At 37.6% G+C, this 17938-nt stretch carries 14 protein-coding genes; 6 read left to right on the top strand and 8 right to left on the bottom strand.

The window, feature by feature from the left end:
• Positions 1 to 34 precede the first annotated feature (34 nt).
• From NYE61_RS19975 to NYE61_RS19945, 7 genes are all read right to left on the bottom strand, one after another.
• Positions 35 to 1501, bottom strand: coding sequence for an ABC transporter permease (locus NYE61_RS19975; RefSeq protein ID WP_339316428.1), 1467 nt, complete (start codon positions 1499 to 1501; stop codon positions 35 to 37).
• Positions 1502 to 1909: 408 nt separating this feature from the next.
• A complete protein-coding gene (locus NYE61_RS19970) occupies positions 1910 to 3583 on the bottom strand; it encodes an SLC13 family permease (RefSeq protein ID WP_339317530.1) in 1674 nt (557 codons plus the stop codon).
• A gap of 80 nt (positions 3584 to 3663) precedes the next feature.
• On the bottom strand, positions 3664 to 4362 hold the full coding sequence (locus NYE61_RS19965; protein WP_095310791.1) for a response regulator: 699 nt from the start codon (positions 4360 to 4362) through the stop codon (positions 3664 to 3666).
• A gap of 4 nt (positions 4363 to 4366) precedes the next feature.
• On the bottom strand, positions 4367 to 5962 hold the full coding sequence (locus NYE61_RS19960; protein WP_339316425.1) for an ATP-binding protein: 1596 nt from the start codon (positions 5960 to 5962) through the stop codon (positions 4367 to 4369).
• 373 nt (positions 5963 to 6335) lie between these two features.
• The gene (locus NYE61_RS19955) at positions 6336 to 7940 is read right to left on the bottom strand and encodes a glutathione ABC transporter substrate-binding protein (protein WP_339316423.1); all 1605 of its coding nucleotides are present in this window, start codon (positions 7938 to 7940) and stop codon (positions 6336 to 6338) included.
• A gap of 82 nt (positions 7941 to 8022) precedes the next feature.
• Positions 8023 to 8988 carry a dipeptidase gene (locus NYE61_RS19950; RefSeq protein ID WP_095310797.1) on the bottom strand — a complete coding sequence of 322 codons (966 nt, stop codon included), beginning with the start codon at positions 8986 to 8988 and terminating at the stop codon, positions 8023 to 8025.
• A gap of 89 nt (positions 8989 to 9077) precedes the next feature.
• Positions 9078 to 10655: an acyl--CoA ligase gene (locus NYE61_RS19945; RefSeq protein ID WP_339316421.1), complete on the bottom strand. Its 1578-nt coding sequence runs from the start codon at positions 10653 to 10655 to the stop codon at positions 9078 to 9080.
• A gap of 128 nt (positions 10656 to 10783) precedes the next feature.
• Here NYE61_RS19945 and NYE61_RS19940 point away from each other — a divergent pair, with 128 nt between their 5' ends.
• Positions 10784 to 12154 (top strand): hypothetical protein, encoded by a 1371-nt coding sequence (locus NYE61_RS19940; protein ID WP_339316419.1) that lies wholly within the window; start codon positions 10784 to 10786, stop codon positions 12152 to 12154.
• Positions 12155 to 12236: 82 nt separating this feature from the next.
• Here the strand turns inward: NYE61_RS19940 and larE are convergent, their stop codons facing one another.
• Positions 12237 to 13070 (bottom strand): ATP-dependent sacrificial sulfur transferase LarE, encoded by an 834-nt coding sequence (gene larE, locus NYE61_RS19935; protein ID WP_095310803.1) that lies wholly within the window; start codon positions 13068 to 13070, stop codon positions 12237 to 12239.
• A 193-nt stretch (positions 13071 to 13263) separates the two neighbouring features.
• Here larE and NYE61_RS19930 point away from each other — a divergent pair, with 193 nt between their 5' ends.
• The 5 genes from NYE61_RS19930 (at position 13264) to NYE61_RS19910 (ending at position 17936) form a co-directional block, all read left to right on the top strand.
• The gene (locus NYE61_RS19930; RefSeq protein ID WP_339316416.1) at positions 13264 to 14106 is read left to right on the top strand and encodes an ABC transporter ATP-binding protein; all 843 of its coding nucleotides are present in this window, start codon (positions 13264 to 13266) and stop codon (positions 14104 to 14106) included.
• Complete coding sequence (locus tag NYE61_RS19925; protein ID WP_095310807.1) at positions 14039 to 14794, top strand: ABC transporter permease; 756 nt, start codon at positions 14039 to 14041, stop codon at positions 14792 to 14794. Before NYE61_RS19930 ends, NYE61_RS19925 begins: the two co-directional genes overlap by 68 nt.
• A gap of 87 nt (positions 14795 to 14881) precedes the next feature.
• Positions 14882 to 15838: an aliphatic sulfonate ABC transporter substrate-binding protein gene (locus NYE61_RS19920; protein ID WP_339317528.1), complete on the top strand. Its 957-nt coding sequence runs from the start codon at positions 14882 to 14884 to the stop codon at positions 15836 to 15838.
• A 561-nt stretch (positions 15839 to 16399) separates the two neighbouring features.
• Positions 16400 to 17398, top strand: coding sequence for a GTPase (locus tag NYE61_RS19915; RefSeq protein WP_303447582.1), 999 nt, complete (start codon positions 16400 to 16402; stop codon positions 17396 to 17398).
• Positions 17399 to 17699: 301 nt separating this feature from the next.
• Positions 17700 to 17936, top strand: a complete 237-nt coding sequence (locus NYE61_RS19910; RefSeq protein WP_303447581.1) for a hypothetical protein — start codon at positions 17700 to 17702, stop codon at positions 17934 to 17936.
• The last annotated feature ends 2 nt before the right edge of the window (positions 17937 to 17938 follow it).

The following is a 17938-nucleotide window of genomic DNA, read 5'->3' as shown; positions in this document are numbered from 1 at the left end:
TCTCACCTCTCTAGTAATGAGCGTAACCTCTCTATTACATCAGTATTTTCTTCGGATTTAGCCTTACAATATAAATTAGCGGGATAACCGTTGAAATTAAAATAGTTAACAGGCCAATTCCATAGAAGCCCAGAACATAGCTTGAGTTAAGATTTACCTCATAAGAGTCTATGACATCCTCTGTTGTCAAATCTATTTGTGTATCACCAAAATAAATATACTCTTCATAATACTCATCTTGATTCTCATTAGCTTTCATCATCATATCAGATACCTGTCCAGCTAAGAGATTCCCGCTAAACAAGGATAATGTGATACCAATTACTGCAACCACCATCACTTCAATTAGAATTTGTCCTACCACACGGATCCGTCGTTCCCCTAAGGATAAGTAAATGCCCAGTTCGCGTTTCCGGTCCCGGAGGAATAGTAAAACTACTAATCCAGTTATCAGCACCGTTGCAATTACAGCAACAAGCAAAACATATTTTGCTAGTTTGGACATCGACTCCATTGGTCCTGCGATGCTATCGTATTGATCCGTAGCATTGATTACAGTATAAAATTCGGGCAGCAATGGAGCTACCTCTTCTTCAAATGCTTCACTATCTTCAGGGCTGTTTAAATAAAACATCGGTGTGTAATATTCGAAAGAGTCCCCTTCTTCTTCCATCATTTTTGCAAATTCTTCATCCTCTTTCATATATTCTTCCATATGATATCTATTTTCGCTGGCGACAATCTCATTTGGAACATACACTGTATTTTGATACTCTATGTCCATCCAATCTATCATACCGGTATCTGAGTCTACTTCTATATCTTCTTTAATTGACTGCGGTTCAAATAAGCCAATTACTTCCAATACGACATCTCGAGAAGTGACTACATCCTCTTCACCTGTTTCTTCATCATACGTATAGACTGCATTCTCTAATGTAAAAGTATCACCTACATTTAGATCATTTTTTTCTGCCAATTTATTTGAGATGATAGCTACAGAAGTGCCATTGTCCACTTCATCTTGGGTAAAAACGCGACCATCAACTAATTTACCCTTCTGTTCTTCAAAATCAATCACGGGAGCATAGTTAATTCCATTCAGCTTAAAGTCCATGCTGGGGCCCATCATAACTACTTCATCTTCCGTCCCTTCACCCTGATAGCTCTCAATGCTCTCTGACCCTAGATAGGTAGACGTATTATAATCAAAGTATTTCACATAGGAAAGCGCACCAATTTGTTTTATCAAATCAATGTCTATGTTTTCAATCTCTAGCCACTCTTCCTCGCTTAGATCTTCCACTGCTTCATGATCGAGCTCGAGCGTTGCGGCAGTTCCCAGTCTATCTTTAATATTCGTTTCTACATTACCAGTTGCCTGTTGAATAGAAATTGCTCCTGATATTAAATTCCCTAAAATAAAAATAACTGCTAATAAAATTAATGATTTCCCTTTTTTTCTTGTAATACCTAAAAACCCACGTTTAATAAAATTCATTCCAAACCCCCTCACTAAAATAATTCCACTTTTGCCAATAAATCCACTTATGAATAAATATATGTATGATAGATGTTATTCAAGGCTCCCTTGGAAGCTAACTCTCACCTCACTCTATTTAATTGTATTATTTTTGTAATATAAATGTATTATATTCGTAATACACCAGAAAAACAACTAATATTTTAAAAAAAATCCAAAATTTGTATTTACTTATTGATTGGATAAAATTACCATTTCCATCATAATCAATTTTACAGAAACCTCTCCTAGAAACTAGCAAACTCTGTATTTGATAATATATTGTCCTAAGACAAATGAATGCATAAAAAATCCTTCTAAGATTTCTACTATCTTAGAAGGATTTTCTTAAGTTACACCATACTTGTATTACTTCTTTGAATACTATTATTTTAATAACCCCTCTGGGAAGGTTGTTAAATCAATATTAAATATAAGCGGCAGCATAAAATAAGCAAATAAAACAATGAGTATCGTTGAGAACACATTTAAAGCAAATCCTGTTTTTACCATTTCGATAATTTTTAGTTTTCCAGTCCCGAATATAATCGCATTTGGCGGCGTTCCAACCGGCAGCATAAATGCACAGTTAGCCGCAATGGCACATGGAGCCATTAAAGCAAGCGGGTGGACATCAATCGCAACTGCTAAAGCACCTAAAATTGGCATAATCATAGTCGCTGTAGCTGTATTAGACGTGATTTCTGTTAACATCATAATTAATAAAGTTGCACCAGCAATAATGATAAAGATATGGAGACCATCGAGTATTGTAAGCTGTTCTCCTAGCCAACTAGATAAGCCACTTGATTGGAAACCTGCTGCAATTGCAAGTCCTCCACCAAATAATAACAACACACCCCATGGAATGTCTTTCGAATCAGCCCACTCGAGTACACGCGGACTCGCTTTTGCGGGGATTAAAAATAATAGAACAGTTGCCATCATGGCAATCATCCCATCTGAAATTCCTGGTAATTGGTAAATCAGTGCACTTTCTCCACTCCAGAAAAAGTCTTTTGAAATCCACATAAAAGCGGCAAAAACAAAGACGGCTGAAACAACGCCTTCTTCATAGGAAATTTTCCCAAGCTTCTTTCTCTCATCTTGGATCAATTCTTTTCCACCCGGTATCTGTTTAAGATTAATCTTAAAAGCAATTTTTGCTAAATAATACCAAGTACTAAGCAGGACTATGATCATGAGTGGTGTTGCAAACAACATCCATGATGCAAAGGAAATTTCGATGCCAAATAGTTCTCTAACCTGTCCGGCAAGTATTATAGTTGGAGGTGTTCCAATTAAGGTCGCAAAACCGCCAATCGTCCCAGCATAACCAACTCCAAAAAGCATTGACTTTTCAAATTTTGGCAAATCTGATCCATCTTTTTGACCTTTAAGTGTAGCAGCTACTTGTGCAGTTATTGCAAGAGCCATTGGAATCATCATCATTACCGCCGCTGTATTAGAAACCCACATCGATAAAAAGGCGGTAGCCGACATGAATCCGAGTAAAATCCGTTGTGTACTCGTTCCAATAACAGCTATAATGAACAGGGCGATTCTTCTATGTAAATCCCATTTTTCCATCGCCGTCGCAATAAAGAAACCACCTAAAAACAAGAAAATAATATCATTTCCGTAAGCAGAAGCAACCGCTGAACCTTCCATACTTCCTGTCAGTGGCAGTAAAATAAGGGGCATTAAGGACGTCACCGGAATCGGAATCGCTTCTGTAATCCACCACGTAGCAATCCATAGAGTAGAAGCTAATACAAACCTTCCTTCTGTTGATAGACCTTCTGGAAAGAAGAAAATTAGTGTTAGCACAAATAACATCGGTCCTAATATTAATCCAACCTGTTGACCTTTTGAGTAAGGTTTTTTCTCATTTGGTTTATTTGGCTTAGCATCTTTTTGATTCAGTTGTTCATAATCACCTGACTCCTTTTTTAAGGCTTGACTGTCTTTTTTAGCATAAGCAAACACGTTAAGTGCATCTTTTGTTTTCTTATGCTGCTGCCACATTTTGTTCCAAACAAGGGCAAAGTCTTGTTTCATCATATCCACCTCTTTTTCAAATATTTGAAAGCGTTTACTACATTATTCATGAAACCAGAAGCTACGTCTAGTTTATTTAATTAAATGAAACCAGCTTCTAAAAAAAGAGGTGCGTCAATTGTAGCTTTATATTTTTGTAAAGGCCGACCTAAAACTTGGTAAATTAATTGTGTTTCGATTAATTTTTCTTCCTCAAAAAAACGCAGGTATTTACGTAAAGATACGTGTGATATGGAACATTTTTCAGCAAGCTCCGTTGCAGTAAGCCAGTCATCGATTTCAATCAAACATTGCATGATACGAAAGGCAGTTTCTTTCGTAATTCCTTTAGGCAGCGTATAGACTTTATTTTGTCCGCCCTTATGAAATAATCGGTCAACTTCTTGCTGCGAAAAAACTTCACTTTTATCTAGCTTGTTCAAACGGTATCGATTTAAAGCTTTTTGAAAACGTTTAAAAGAAAATGGTTTGATTAAATAATCGACAACACCAAAGCGGTGTCCCGTTTGAACCGTTTTCGCATCATTAGCTGAAGTAATTAGGATCACATCCAAATCTATTCCTTCTGCTCGAATTTTTTTCAGTAGGTCGAGACCATTCGTCGTGCCGATATAAACATCAAGCAGAAGTAGATCAGGTTGATGTTGCTTAAGTTTTTTCAATCCATCTTCGAGCGTATGTGTATCAAATATAAGTTCAAAACCGTCTATTTTATTTAAAAATAGACGGTGAAATCTACTAACATCTACATCATCTTCAATCATTGCAACCTTAATCATTTGCTTAGCTCCTTTCTGTATAAGGAATGTGAACCGTAATAATAGTCCCTTTATCTTTTTCAGATAAAATGTCTAATGTTCCATTAAGCAGCTGAATTTTCTTTTTGATATTGGCTATTCCATATCCATGATCACCTTTTTTTGAACTTATTAAAACTTGTTGCTCGCTTGCCGAAAACCCAATGCCATTATCTTCAATCACATAACGCAGCACTCCACCGACTTGCTTTAATGTGAGTGTCAGGTTTTTATGCTCCTTATGCTTCATCGCTTCCCATGCATTATCACAAGTATTACCGATCACCGTAACCCAAGTATCAATGAACTCCGTATTCATGCTTGGCCAAGGTATTCCACTTTGGACATGAACGTTAACCCCCATTTGTTCCATCCAGCCAATTCTTTTAGCTAGATAATGAGCAATACTCACATCTTCAACTAGCTGGCCGACTTGGCTTGCAGCACTTGCTGTTTTCAGATGGTAACGCTCAGATATATCTGCAATATAATCTTTTAATTCTTCATAGGATTCTGTTTCAACCATCGCCTGAATGATATGAAGTTTATTCATAAATTCATGTGTTTCACTTCTTAAGCTATGTGCATACACTTCTGCTCCAATAAGTTGTCTCATTAAGTCATTGAGTTGGCTTCGTTCATTAAAGGTTGCCAGTGCACCGACACATTGATTATTGACATAGATAGGAACTCGAGTGACGATTGTTTCAACATCGCCTCTTTTGATTAGCTCATGGAGGGCAGTAGATTTTGTCTTTATCGCCTCTTGAAGTTTTAACTCTGGCCAAATAAGATCAATAGGAGTATGTTCGAATTGTCCTTGGTAGCCAGTCCGCCTTAAAAATTGCTGGGCTGTATCGTTGGCTAAAAGAACTTCTCCCGTATTATTTATCGCTAACATCCCATCATTAACAGCCTCAAGCATGGAATTTCTTTCTTGAACAGCTAAAGCGATTTCTTTTGGCTCCATGCCATTCAATGTTTTCTTCATTCGGTTAGCGAGATACCAAGCACCAATAAGACCAAGGATTAAACTTATCGCAGTAATCATAATTAAGATAATTTGATTTTCTAAGACAGCTTCTTGAATCGATTTCGTTGCAATCCCGACAGAAACAGCTCCAATTTGATTGCCTTGTTGATCCCAAACAGGATGAAAAGCCCTCATGGACGGGCCTAATGTGCCTATATCTTCTGATGTATATTTTTCGCCATCCAAGACTTCTTCAGCATCTGACCCAACAAAGGTTTGTCCAATTTTTTCACGGTCAGGATGGGTAAAACGAATTTTTTGGTTATCCATTACGACAATATATAGAAAGTCATTTTCTTCACGAACAAGCTCAACGTAATCAATTAATTCTTGATTGGTTTCTCCAACAAGTAGTGAATCTTGAATAAGTGTATTATAAGCAATGTGGCTTGCGCTAATTTGAACCTTTTCGGCTAGATTATCCTTTGTATTTTTGGATTGGTTATAAGCCACAAACAAACTCAATATTAGGAGTGATAGTATAACTATAAGACTAGTAAATAACATCACTTGGCCTTTTAATGAAACTTTCCCCCATAGTTGCTTCATCTGTCACGCACTCCTTTAAATACTGTATACAAGTTATATGAAATGGTGTTTAAGCTAGAGATAGTGACCCAATTTTGATGTATCTCATAACAAAAAAGCATTCTTCTATGATTTATCAATTTTATTTTAATTGGGAAGCTATGCGTATAGGTGCTCTATACGTTTTGTATCTCAAATCAATTGAATTTCTTTTCAGAATAAAGAGCATACGTTTATTAGTATTATACTTTTCAGTATTTGTGTCAACGTTAAGAAAGATTAATGAATCAGGGAATTTAATACCATTTGTCTTGCGTTATTTTTGTTCCATAATAGTACTTTCTCGTAAATAAAAAACTTCCTTCTAAGATATATCACCTTAGAAGGAGTTATGTTATTGTTTCATATATACATCTTTCAGGTTTAAAAGCTGTGTCGGCATTTGCGTTAGACCATTCACGTCTTCATTTACGCCCATTAAATATTCCTGATGATGGATGTAAACCATTGGTGCAATTTCAACTAATAGTTCCTGTACTTGACGATAGAGTTCCAACCGCTCATTGGGATCAACAGTTTGGCGGGCTTGATCTAATAGTTCATCAAGCTCTTCATCTTCGGTAAACGTACGATTCCCAGCATTACCCAGGTTATCTGAATGGAGTAACGGATATAGTCCATTATCTGCATCACCAGTAACCGTTGTCCAGCCGAAGACAAACATATCGTGTTCGCCATTAGCTGTTTGCTCAAGCATTGCTCCCCACTCCAGGATTTCCACTTCAGCAGTAATTCCAATTTCCCTAAGCTGAGCCTGAATATTTGTTGCAGTATCTATCCGCTGGCGATCATCGTTCGTCCAGATAGTTGTTGAGAAGCCGTCTTCGAACCCAGCTTCAGCTAGCAAATCCTTCGCAGCTTCTACATTATAATCAAGACCCGTAACCTCTTCACTATAACCAAATACATTCGGAGCGATTGGACCTTTTGCAGGTATTCCTATACCATCATAAATCCCCTCAATAATTTGCTCTTTATCAATTGCCATTGAGATTGCTTTTCTTACACGTGCATCATCAAATGGTTCCTTTGCCATATTAAATCCCAAATAAGATAATGCAGAGCTTTCTTGGCGTTGAACGGATATGCCATCTGTTGCTTCGATTTGGCTAACATCTGATGGACTCAGTGGATTTGTAATATCCGCATCACCAGTTTCAAGTTCTGCGATACGAGTTAAATCTTCCGCAACAACTTTAAATGTTACCGAATCTAGTACTGCAGGCTCACCCCAATAATCTTCATTTTTTAACAAGCGTACAAATTGGCCTGGCTGCCACTCATCATAGACAAATGGCCCTGTTCCTTGTGGGTTTGCACTAATGACAGTTCCAGGATTTTCGCCATTTTCCATCGCAGCATAATCTTCTTCAATTTGTTCTTTTGAAATCATCACTCCACCAGGATGTGCAAGATGTGCTGGAAGTGGTGCGAATGGATACGCTGTTTTAAATTGAACGATATAATTATCGATTACTTCTACTTCCGTAATCATGTTGTACATAATCGCTCTTGGTGATCCAACTTCCGGGTCAAGTGTACGATCGATATTTGCTTTCACTGCCTCCGCGTTAAAATCAGAACCATCATGGAATGTGATTCCCTCGCGAAGCTTAAATACCCATGTTGTATCATCAATTTGCTCCCAGCTTTCGGCAAGCAATGGCTGGTTCTCCATATTTTCATCTTGTGTTACGAGTGTTTCAAAGATATTGCGCTGTACATCACTAGATGGCGTATCATTTGATGCAGCTGGATCAAGTGACACCACATCAGATTGCTTGGCAATAATTAAATCGCCACCTTGTGTTGTTTGTCCATCTGGGTTTCCTTCATCTGCATCATCTACATCATTAGGTTCGCTTGCACAAGCAACAAGCGCGATGCTTAGAAAGCCAATTAAAAAGATTAAAATATAAGATTTCTTCCGCATTCTCATGTGCTGTTTTCTCCTTATTCGTTTATGTAGTTTAACTCATCTAATATATCGAAATTAATCTTTAATTTCAAACTTTTGTCACTTATTGAACTGATTCTTTAACCATATGATGTTCTAAAAAGTTTTGATAACTAAAACCCTTAACCTCATCCTCTGAATAATAATGTAGAAGTTTTTCAATAAGAGTTGGATATGACGAAGCATCCTCTAATCCTGTAACAAAGTTTGATATCCCATCGAAGTCCGATCCAAACCCAATATTCTGTACACCACCAAGTGCGCAAATATGCTCAATATGTTTCAGTAAATCATCTATTTGAGCTTCCTCTTTATCTTTATGAATAAAGGGAGGATAAAAGACAACATGAATAAGTCCATTATTGGTAATCAATGCTTTGATTTGTTCATCATCCAAATTCCTAGGGTGATTGCAAATCGCTCTTGCATTGCAATGACTGGCAATTGGATAATCAGCATGCTCAATAATATCCCAAAATCCGTTCACTGTTGAATGTGCAACGTCTGTAAACACCTTTTGAGCATTGTTCAATTGAACGACCTCTTTACCGAACAATGTTAATCCACCGCCACGAGGCTCTTCTGCACCATCCGCGCAAAGATTGGCATTATTCCACGTTAACCCAATAGATAGAACACCAAAGCGATATAGCTGCCGAAGCTTCATTAAATCATTGCCAAATGCATCGGCTCCTTCTAATGTCAAGACTGCACCAATTTCCCCTGGCTTCAGGGAAGCTAGTTCGTTCCATTTTTTAATATGCTTCATCTTTGGGTTTTTATTGATAATCTCCGTATGAAATAGATCAATTTGTTCTAAAGCATGCTGCCACTTTTCATCTGATGGTACATGCGGTGGAATAAAGACAGCAAAAAATTGAAGCATGACATTTCCCTTCGTTAAACGGAATAAATTCGTTTGTAATTCAGGGGCTGTACGAAAATCCAGAGATAACTGGTTTCCATATTGCCCTCTTTTCGAAAGCTGCAACTTTAAAAGCGCGTCACAATGTGTATCAACTATTTTCATTTTTCCACACTCCTTTTTCTATTTTATCATGACTAATTCAATGAAATGAACAAAACGAAGAGATTGATCATCTCTTCGTCTTATTGTTTTTATGCATTATTTTTTTCATATTGTCTCAATTCCACCCGGCGAATTTTTCCGGAAGAAGTTTTGGGAAGTTCCTCAATAAATTCAATTTTTCTTGGATATTTATATGGTGCAGTTGACTGCTTCACATGGTTTTGTAATTCTTTTATTAGATTTGGGTTATCCGCATCTTCACGATCTTGCAAAACAATAAATGCTTTTACTACATTCCCCCGAATTTCATCTGGGCTTGCAACTACTGCACATTCCTTTACCGCTGGATGCTTTGTCAATGCATCTTCTACCTCAAACGGTCCAATTGTATAACCAGAGCTCACGATAATATCGTCGTTTCTACCCTCAAACCAGAAATAGCCTTCCTCATCTATTTTGGCTTGGTCTCCTGTAATGTAAAAATTACCTCGTTGCGATTTTTTGGTACGCTCTGGATCCTTATAATATGATTTAAATAATGCTGGTGTATCTAGCGGAATTGCAATATCTCCAACTTTTCCAACAGGAACTGGATTACAGTCCTCATCAATTAGCTGCACACCATTTCCCGGTGTTGGTTTTCCCATCGATCCAGGCTTTACTTTCATTCCTTTTAAAAATCCAAGGAGCAGTGTATTCTCCGTTTGACCGTAGCCATCACGAACGGTAACGCCAAAATATTTTTCGAACTTGTCAATCACTTCACGATTCAATGGTTCTCCGGCAGAAACTGCACTATGTAATGCTGAAAGGCTGTATTCAGAAAGGTTATCTAACTTCGCCATTAGTCTATATTCTGTCGGTGTACAGCAGAATACGTTGACTTGATTATCCTCTAATAAGGTTAGGTATTTTTTTGGACTAAATTTCCCGTTATAGACAAAGCCTGTCGCACCAGAACCGAGTACAGATAAAAACGGACTCCATACCCATTTTTGCCAACCTGGAGCTGCAGTTGCCCAAACAGTATCACCGTTTTGTATACTCAACCAGTTTGCTGGAGCTGTTTGCATATGTGCATACCCCCAACCATGAGAATGCATAACTGCCTTAGGATTACCTGTTGTTCCAGAAGTGTAAGGTAAAAATGCGATATCATCTCTTGTAGTTGCTACCATTTCTAGCTCATCTGATGCATTTTCTTTTATTTCATCAAGCAGACTCCAATCTTCAGCTTTTTCACCAACAGAAAACTTCATAAGTGTTGGATACTCTTCTATAGTTTTGAATTGATCTACATAATCAGCATAACTTACAATAGCCCGTACTTCTCCGTGCGTAATCCGGTATTGCAAATCTTTTGTTCGCAGCATTTCTGAAGAAGGGATAATTATAATTCCTGCCTTTAATGCAGCAAGATACACTTCATAGGTCTCGATAATCCGGGGCATCATGACCAATAATTTATCACCTTTCTTAAGCCCATGTTCAAGAAAAGTATTTCCAATCCGGTTTGCATTTCGCATAAGTACTTGATATGTAATTTCTTTTCTGTTCCCCTGTTCATCTTCCCATATAATTGCCTTTCGATCTGATTCATTGGCGTATTTTTCTATTTCCATCACAATATTATACATTTCCGGTGCAATTAAATGTTCCTTTTTCATTTTATAACCTCCATTTAGAACCTGATACTAACTCCTAATCATTATATCAGAATAGGATTAGAAATATCAAAATTCGAGGATATCGATTAAGTATGGTAAGATAGAATTAACTAGGAGGAGGTTCTACGATGACGAAAATGCAATTTCAAGTCCAGTTGAACAAGAAAAAATTACACCTAACAGCAACCCAGCTTGTTTTCTACAAACAGAGCAAAGTGTTAGAAGCCACCGATAAAAATAGCAACTATTATTATTTGATTTTTTATAAAAATAATTTTATTAACGGGGCAAAACGTAATCAAATTAAAATTAACTCTCATGTTCATCAAGCATTTAAGAATGGTATTCGCTACCTGGGTGAGCATCCAATTACTAGGACTCTAATCAAAAAACAGAAATCCTTCCACCTCATTTCATTTAATCAGCTTTATAAAAGCATTCAAAAAAAATACACAACGCTTGAAACTGCGCTTATCTTTTCCTATTTCGATTCATTTATAAAATTGGAATCCACCCATAAATTATTTAGACAAACATTTTATGAATATCGCAGAAATGGCCAACATTTCGCTGCCTATAAACTGTTGAATTGCTACAGCCTTGCATATCCAAATAATAAATTTGCTCATGATATGCTGCACAACTTGCAATTTCAAACTTATAAACCAATCTATCAAAACATGACAACCCTTTACGAAAAGGACCCAATTTATTTCGAAGCTTCTTTCGAAAGTTTTAAAGGTAATCAAACCTTCCTAAAATTACTCTTTCAATTATATCGTGAGCAAAACCGCCTTCTTGATGAACTTGCAGTTAGAAGTGAATTGCTCCAATTACATGATTCAGAAGAAAACAACTCCACCGTCATATTTCTATTAGAAAACTTCTCTTTAGACGATCAGCTTTTAATTTTACAACAACTAAAGCAGCACGCTGCCATTCGAGAAAAGAGTATGCAACTGCTTTTATCCACTGGAAAGGCAAATGACTTCGTTCACTTCCTATTTAAGACTGATTTCCAACCAACCCCTGAACAAATGGACGCTATTATCACCCGATTTGAGCAAGCTGATTCCGATGTGCTCTCTTCTCACTATCAATTGTCTAAAACAAGATTGCTTACATTATGCAGCTTCGATGCCCGTATATTAGATAAGTTAGTCACACCATTCGTTACTGCATTTTTTAACCATTATTCTCTTCATGATATTTTAGACTGGACCGAGGCTTTTCGTAAAGCCAATTTCCATTTACCTATCGAACAAAAGCTAAGAAAGATGCAAACAATGACAGAAGACCCCGATCAGCAATTTGCGCTGGGCGAACTCTATGTTCATTTTCAGCAATTAGAAAAATCGATCGACTGCTTCAAATGGGAAATGGAAATGCATCCAAATAATCCAAAGCCAGTGTCGTACTTATCAAAAATTTATAATCAGCTCGGGCAACAAGAAGAAGCTACCGCATACCAACAGTTATTTCTACAGATGAATCGATAATCAGAAACTGGAAATACTCGTATTTGATTAAAAAGAAGAGAACCGTCCGCACCTATTAGGTAACGAACGGCTCTCTTCTTTTTTAACCTACCTCAGTTTCTAATTGCTCTTTCGGCAATACTTCATTCATGCTTCCTGTTCGATAGCCTTTTAAATCAACAGATACATAATCAAAACCTAATGATACAAGTTTTAATTGGATTTGCTCGCGTTGGTTGAGTAAATCTACTATTGAATCTTCTGTAACTTCAATTCTTGCAACATTTTCATGATAACGTACACGTACCATATCAAATCCAAGCTTAATCAGGAAAAGCTCCGCCTCATTAACTTGGTTAATTTTTTGACGATTAATTTCTGTTCCATATGGGAATCGAGATGCTAGACTGCAAGACGCAGGCTTATTCCAAACAGGTACTTCCAATTGCTTTGATAGCTCTCGAATTTCGTTTTTATAAAGGCCAACTTCTTGTAAGACACTGCGTGCGCCTTCTTCCGTTCTCGCTTTCAGGCCTGGCCGAAAATCATCCATATCATCCATTATCATGCCATCCAATACATACGGGTAACCTAGCTCTTCAGCTAATTCATTCAGTCGCACGTAAAGCATTTTTTTACTATGGTACCAGCTGTCTGGCGTATTTGCTACAATTGCTGGATTATCTAATTCTTTCATTTCTGTTTTTAGGACACGTACACCCATTTTTTCAGCAAGCTCTACTGCTCCATCGAATTCCTCTTGTCGGAAAAGCTCAGATGCTACTACTACTGCTAGCACATCGTCACCTAATTCCTGCTGGGCACGCTTTAATAGAAATGAACTGTCCACTCCACCTGAAAACGCAACCATTACACGGCCCATATCAGTAAGGATTTGACCAAGCTGACTGTTTTTTTGATCCATTGAATTACTCATTTGCTTCGCCTCACTTTGTATATAGTTAAAACCATTATAACATAAACAATTCTTTCACTATTAGTTTATCGTCCAAACAAAACACTGTCAATGAAATCGCTTAATAATATTTAGTTGACAAATTTAAGCGTTGGCTACATATTATAATAAAACCTATAATATTACTATGAATTATATAAAGGCGGTGAATATAGTGTATCTCACTTTAAAGGGTGTTGAAAAAAGTTTTCAACATAATACAAACGATAAATTGAAGGTTTTGGATGATATAAGCTTTGATATTGAAAAAGGCCAGTTTGTTTCGATTGTCGGTCCTTCTGGTTGCGGAAAGTCTACATTACTTTATTTAATTTCCGGTCTGGATAAAGCGACAAAGGGCAAAATTGAAGTGGCTGGAGAACCTGTAAATAATCCAGGTCCAGATCGTGTTGTTGTGTTTCAAGAGGATGGGCTTTTTCCTTGGGCAACCGTGCTGGACAATGTAATGTATGGATTACTTTTGAAAAAAACACCGAAAAAAGAGGCGGAACAAAAGGCAAAAGAAATGCTGAAGCTTGTTCATTTAAGCAACTATGCTAGTGCCTATCCGCATCAACTATCTGGCGGAATGAAGCATCGTGTGTCAATTGCAAGAGCTCTTGTTATGGATCCTGATATTTTATTAATGGATGAACCATTCGCTGCATTGGATGAACAAACAAGAATGACGCTTCATCACGAATTACTTGAGATATGGAGAACAACGAAAGTGACTGTTTTATTTGTTACGCATAATATACGTGAAGCAGTGCTTTTATCTCAAAAAGTTATTGTAATGGGGACGCGACCGGGAAAAATTAAAACAACGTTTACTGTTCAAACCACGCAAGACGGAGTAACCCCAGATAGTATTACACTTGATTTGGAACAAAAGATTCTTGCTGCATTAGAAGAAGAAATGGAAAAAGTGCTAAGGGAGGAGCTTGGAGATGATTACAGCTTTAAGACGGGTTCTGTTCATCGGGATTCTAGCGGTGATATGGGAAGTGGCATCTAGACTTTCATCCGTTCCGGACTTTATGTTTCCCGGAGTACTCCAGGTGCTCGAAACACTTTTCACAGGAATTACTGGTGGACAAATCACAGAAGCCATGTTTCGCAGTATTGGGCGACTGCTCTTTGGATTTATTATCGCATCAACGCTTGGACTATTCCTTGGTTATTTAATATGGCGTTTTAAAATTGTTGATGAGACACTAGGATTTCTAGTCGTTGCATTACAGTCCATTCCTAGTATTGTGTGGCTGCCACTTGCAATTGTCTGGTTCGGTCTTGGAGAAACAGCGATCCTGTTTGTTGTCACAATTGGTGCAACGTGGACGATGACCATGAATACGACGAGCGGATTTAAAAATGTACCTACCCTCTATCAACGGGTTGCGAAAACGTTTGGTTCTAGTGGATTTCATTTATTGCGAACTGTGATTATCCCTGCATCCGTCCCACAAATTATTTCTGGCATGCGGTTAGCTTGGGCGTTTTCCTGGCGTGCGTTAATGGCCGGGGAATTACTTGGTGCTGGTGGTGGACTTGGTCATTTACTTGAAACAGGACGTTCGTTAGGTCAAATGGATTTAGTTATATCTGTGATGATTATCATCGCAATTATTGGAACAATTATTGACAATGTTGTTTTCACAAAGCTTGATCGAAGTGTTCAGAAAAAATGGGGATTGTCTTCCTAAAACTTCTGAATCTATGAAACTATGTATTTCATTTGGAGGGGTAAAAAATTGAGTAGATATTCGATTCTGGGCATGGCTTTTACAGCTATGTTGGTATTCTTATCAGCGTGTGGCGGATCTTCAGAAGAAAATGAGACGAATGAAGTAACCATTGGCTACTTCCCGAATTTGACACATATTGCAACAATTGTTGGTTTAGAGAACGGTTATTTTGAAGAAGAATTTGGTGAGGATATTACGTTAAAAACGAAGACAGTAACAAATGGCGGGTTATTTATGGAAGCAATGGCTACAGAAACAATTGATGTTGGTACCGTTGGTCCTGGCCCACTATTAAACATCTATGTAAAGGATCCAAGCTATCACATTATATCTGGTGCTGTAAATGGCGGCGCTGTCTTAGTTGCCGATAACGACAGCGGTGTTACCGAACTTGCTGATTTAGACGGAAAACGCGTTTCAATTCCTGTTATTGGAAGCACACAGGATGTGATGCTCCGTAAAGCACTGCAAGAGGTTGATTTATCACCGACTACAAGTGGTGGAACTGTTGAGTTATATGCAGCTGCCCCCGCAGACACAACCACCCTTTTTTCACAGGATTCCGTACACGCTGCAGCAACACAGGAACCATGGGGGTATGTGCTGGAAACACAAGCGAATGGACAAAAACTGCTTGACTGGGATGAATTCGCATGGGGGAAAGAATCTACGAATACAGTAGTTGCTGCTTCGGAGAATTTTATGGAAAATGACGCATTGACCGAGTCTTATTTAAAAGCTCACCTTCGCGCAGTAGAATTTATCCAGAAAAACCCAGAGGAAAGCCAAGCATTAGTTATTGAGCATTTGAAAGAACTCACAGGACAAGAGCTTAATGCCGATGAAGTAGAAGCAGCATTTAATAACTTGGAAGTTACAACCTCTGTTAATGAGCAAGTGATTCAAGAAATGGCAGACATCAGCTTAGAAGCTGAATATGTTTCAAGCAATAACATTGATGGGATGATTAACCTTTCGATATTAAAAGGACTAAAAGAATAGAGATTTAACATGAAGCTGTTGTGAAGACTTACTATTTACGACAGCTTTTTGTGTTTATTGGAAAGAGAAAGCGAAGTAGCGTGCAATTATGGTTGGAGCACTGCTAATTGAATTTCCGTAGCTGGGGTTGTCAACTTGACTTTCATCTCTGCCTAAAATGTTTTACTAAGTAGATTTTTCACCGTTTTGGTTTCTAATCAGCCGTGATAAGCCTTATCTCGGTCGATTCTTCTTATTTTTTTATTCTCAAATCGGCCGTGACAGCCTTTCTATCGTTGAATTTTCCCTATTTTTTATCCGTTTGCCAGATTGAAACTCCGAATAACGAGTTCAAAGTGCCTCACTGGTGACGGAAAGCGACTGCTCGGAACAATCCCGGACGCCGGAAACTGCTCAAACTTAAAAAAACAGAAGTTAGTTCGCATTTTATCTTATCTGCAGCAAACAAAAAATCGCATCGTCAATACAAGAAACTGTTTGAGCCTAATATATTAGCAAGTTTAATTTTTACGTGTCTACACTTCACTAATCTGGTAAAATAATGATTAAGGATGTGATATCTTGACACAATTTAACGATCAAGAATTTGAGAATGCATATAAACAAGAAACAGATCGAATCAATGCCCAGTTGGATAAAGAGATATTATTTGCCATGATTGGGGATGTAAACACTGGAAAATCATCAACGATTAATCAGATAATCGGTGAAGAGGTTGCCTTGGTTGGAGCGAAGCCAGGCGAGACCACAGGAATCGATCGCTATATATATCGTGACAAAATCATTTTCGCAGATACACCTGGTCTGGATGATATTAATCGTCATAACTCGGAAGAAACAATGAAATTTTATAAAAATGCAGATGTCATCCTATTCTTTCTAAATGCAGCCGGAACGGTTTTTTCTGAAGGTGAAAAGAGATCATTTGATATGATTTCAAAGGAAAATAAAAACATCCTTTTTGTTTTAAATAAAATCGATGCAGCAGATGACATACCAAGCCTTATCCAATATGTAAAACAGCACACGAAAAATAAATATAATGTCGTTCCTATTTCTTCTCGAACAGGAGAAAACATTGATAAGCTTCGAAATGAAATAATGGCTATTTTGAAAAAAAAACATAAAGAAATACAATTTGCGAGGCTTGTAAAAGAAAAATCTTCTACGGCTAACAGGTGGATTGTAGCTGCTTCAGGCTCCGCAACTGCTGTTGGGGCTGCTCCAATACCAGGTTCAGACTTTATTCCATTAACCGGAATTCAGGTTGCACTATTGGTTAAGCTAGCAACGCTTTATGAAAAACCACTATCTAAAGAGCGCGCTAAAGAGCTAACGATAGCAACCATCACGGGGAATATCGGAAAAACGCTATTCCGTCAAGTCATTAAATTCATTCCTGGAGCTGGATCTGTGGCAGGCGGAAGCATTGCCGGAGGAATGACGCTCGCTCTCGGATATGCTGTTAAATATGCATATGAGAATGATATTGAATTAGATGCGAATAGCTTAAAATCGTTATACGAGTATTTCCGGAAAAAGGACAAGATTAATTCATAACAAAAGGGCAGCCAGAAAGCTGCCTTTCGTTATGGATGTTTTCCTAATATCCTTTATAATAACTTTTTGCGGTTCGTGGTAGACTTGGTGTCTAAACAATTTTTAATAATTACTCATACCCTTGTATCCTCATTTACCTTTAAAATCAATTAGAAGAACCGGCCCCCTCTGTCAATTTTCTAACCATCTATAAAACCTCCAAATAACGATAAGGAAGAGAAAGTAACCCAAAAGAGAAAATTCATGTTTCCAATATACAGAATGAATAAATAAACCATATTGCTCTGCTATTTGTTCTGCGATGTATACAAATAAACTGCAAAGGAAAAGAAAAATGTACCTGGGTAATTTATGTAACCTCTTCAATACAAAAATAATGGTAAGGGAAAATAACGGAAGAATACAAAGCGTGAATAAGATATTTATTGTAAATAGCTCGGAAAACGGACGCCTTGGAAAAGAATACAGACCTGCCCCCACCAGCAAAAGATCTAAATACGTTCCTATAAGTGATGCAAAAATAATGGCAGATAAATAGGT

The sequence above is a fragment of the Oceanobacillus sp. FSL W7-1304 genome (assembly GCF_037969805.1).
Lineage (GTDB): Bacteria > Bacillota > Bacilli > Bacillales > Amphibacillaceae > Oceanobacillus > Oceanobacillus profundus.
Note: the sequence above shows the minus strand (reverse complement) of the source record. Positions and strands in the feature narration are given on the sequence as shown.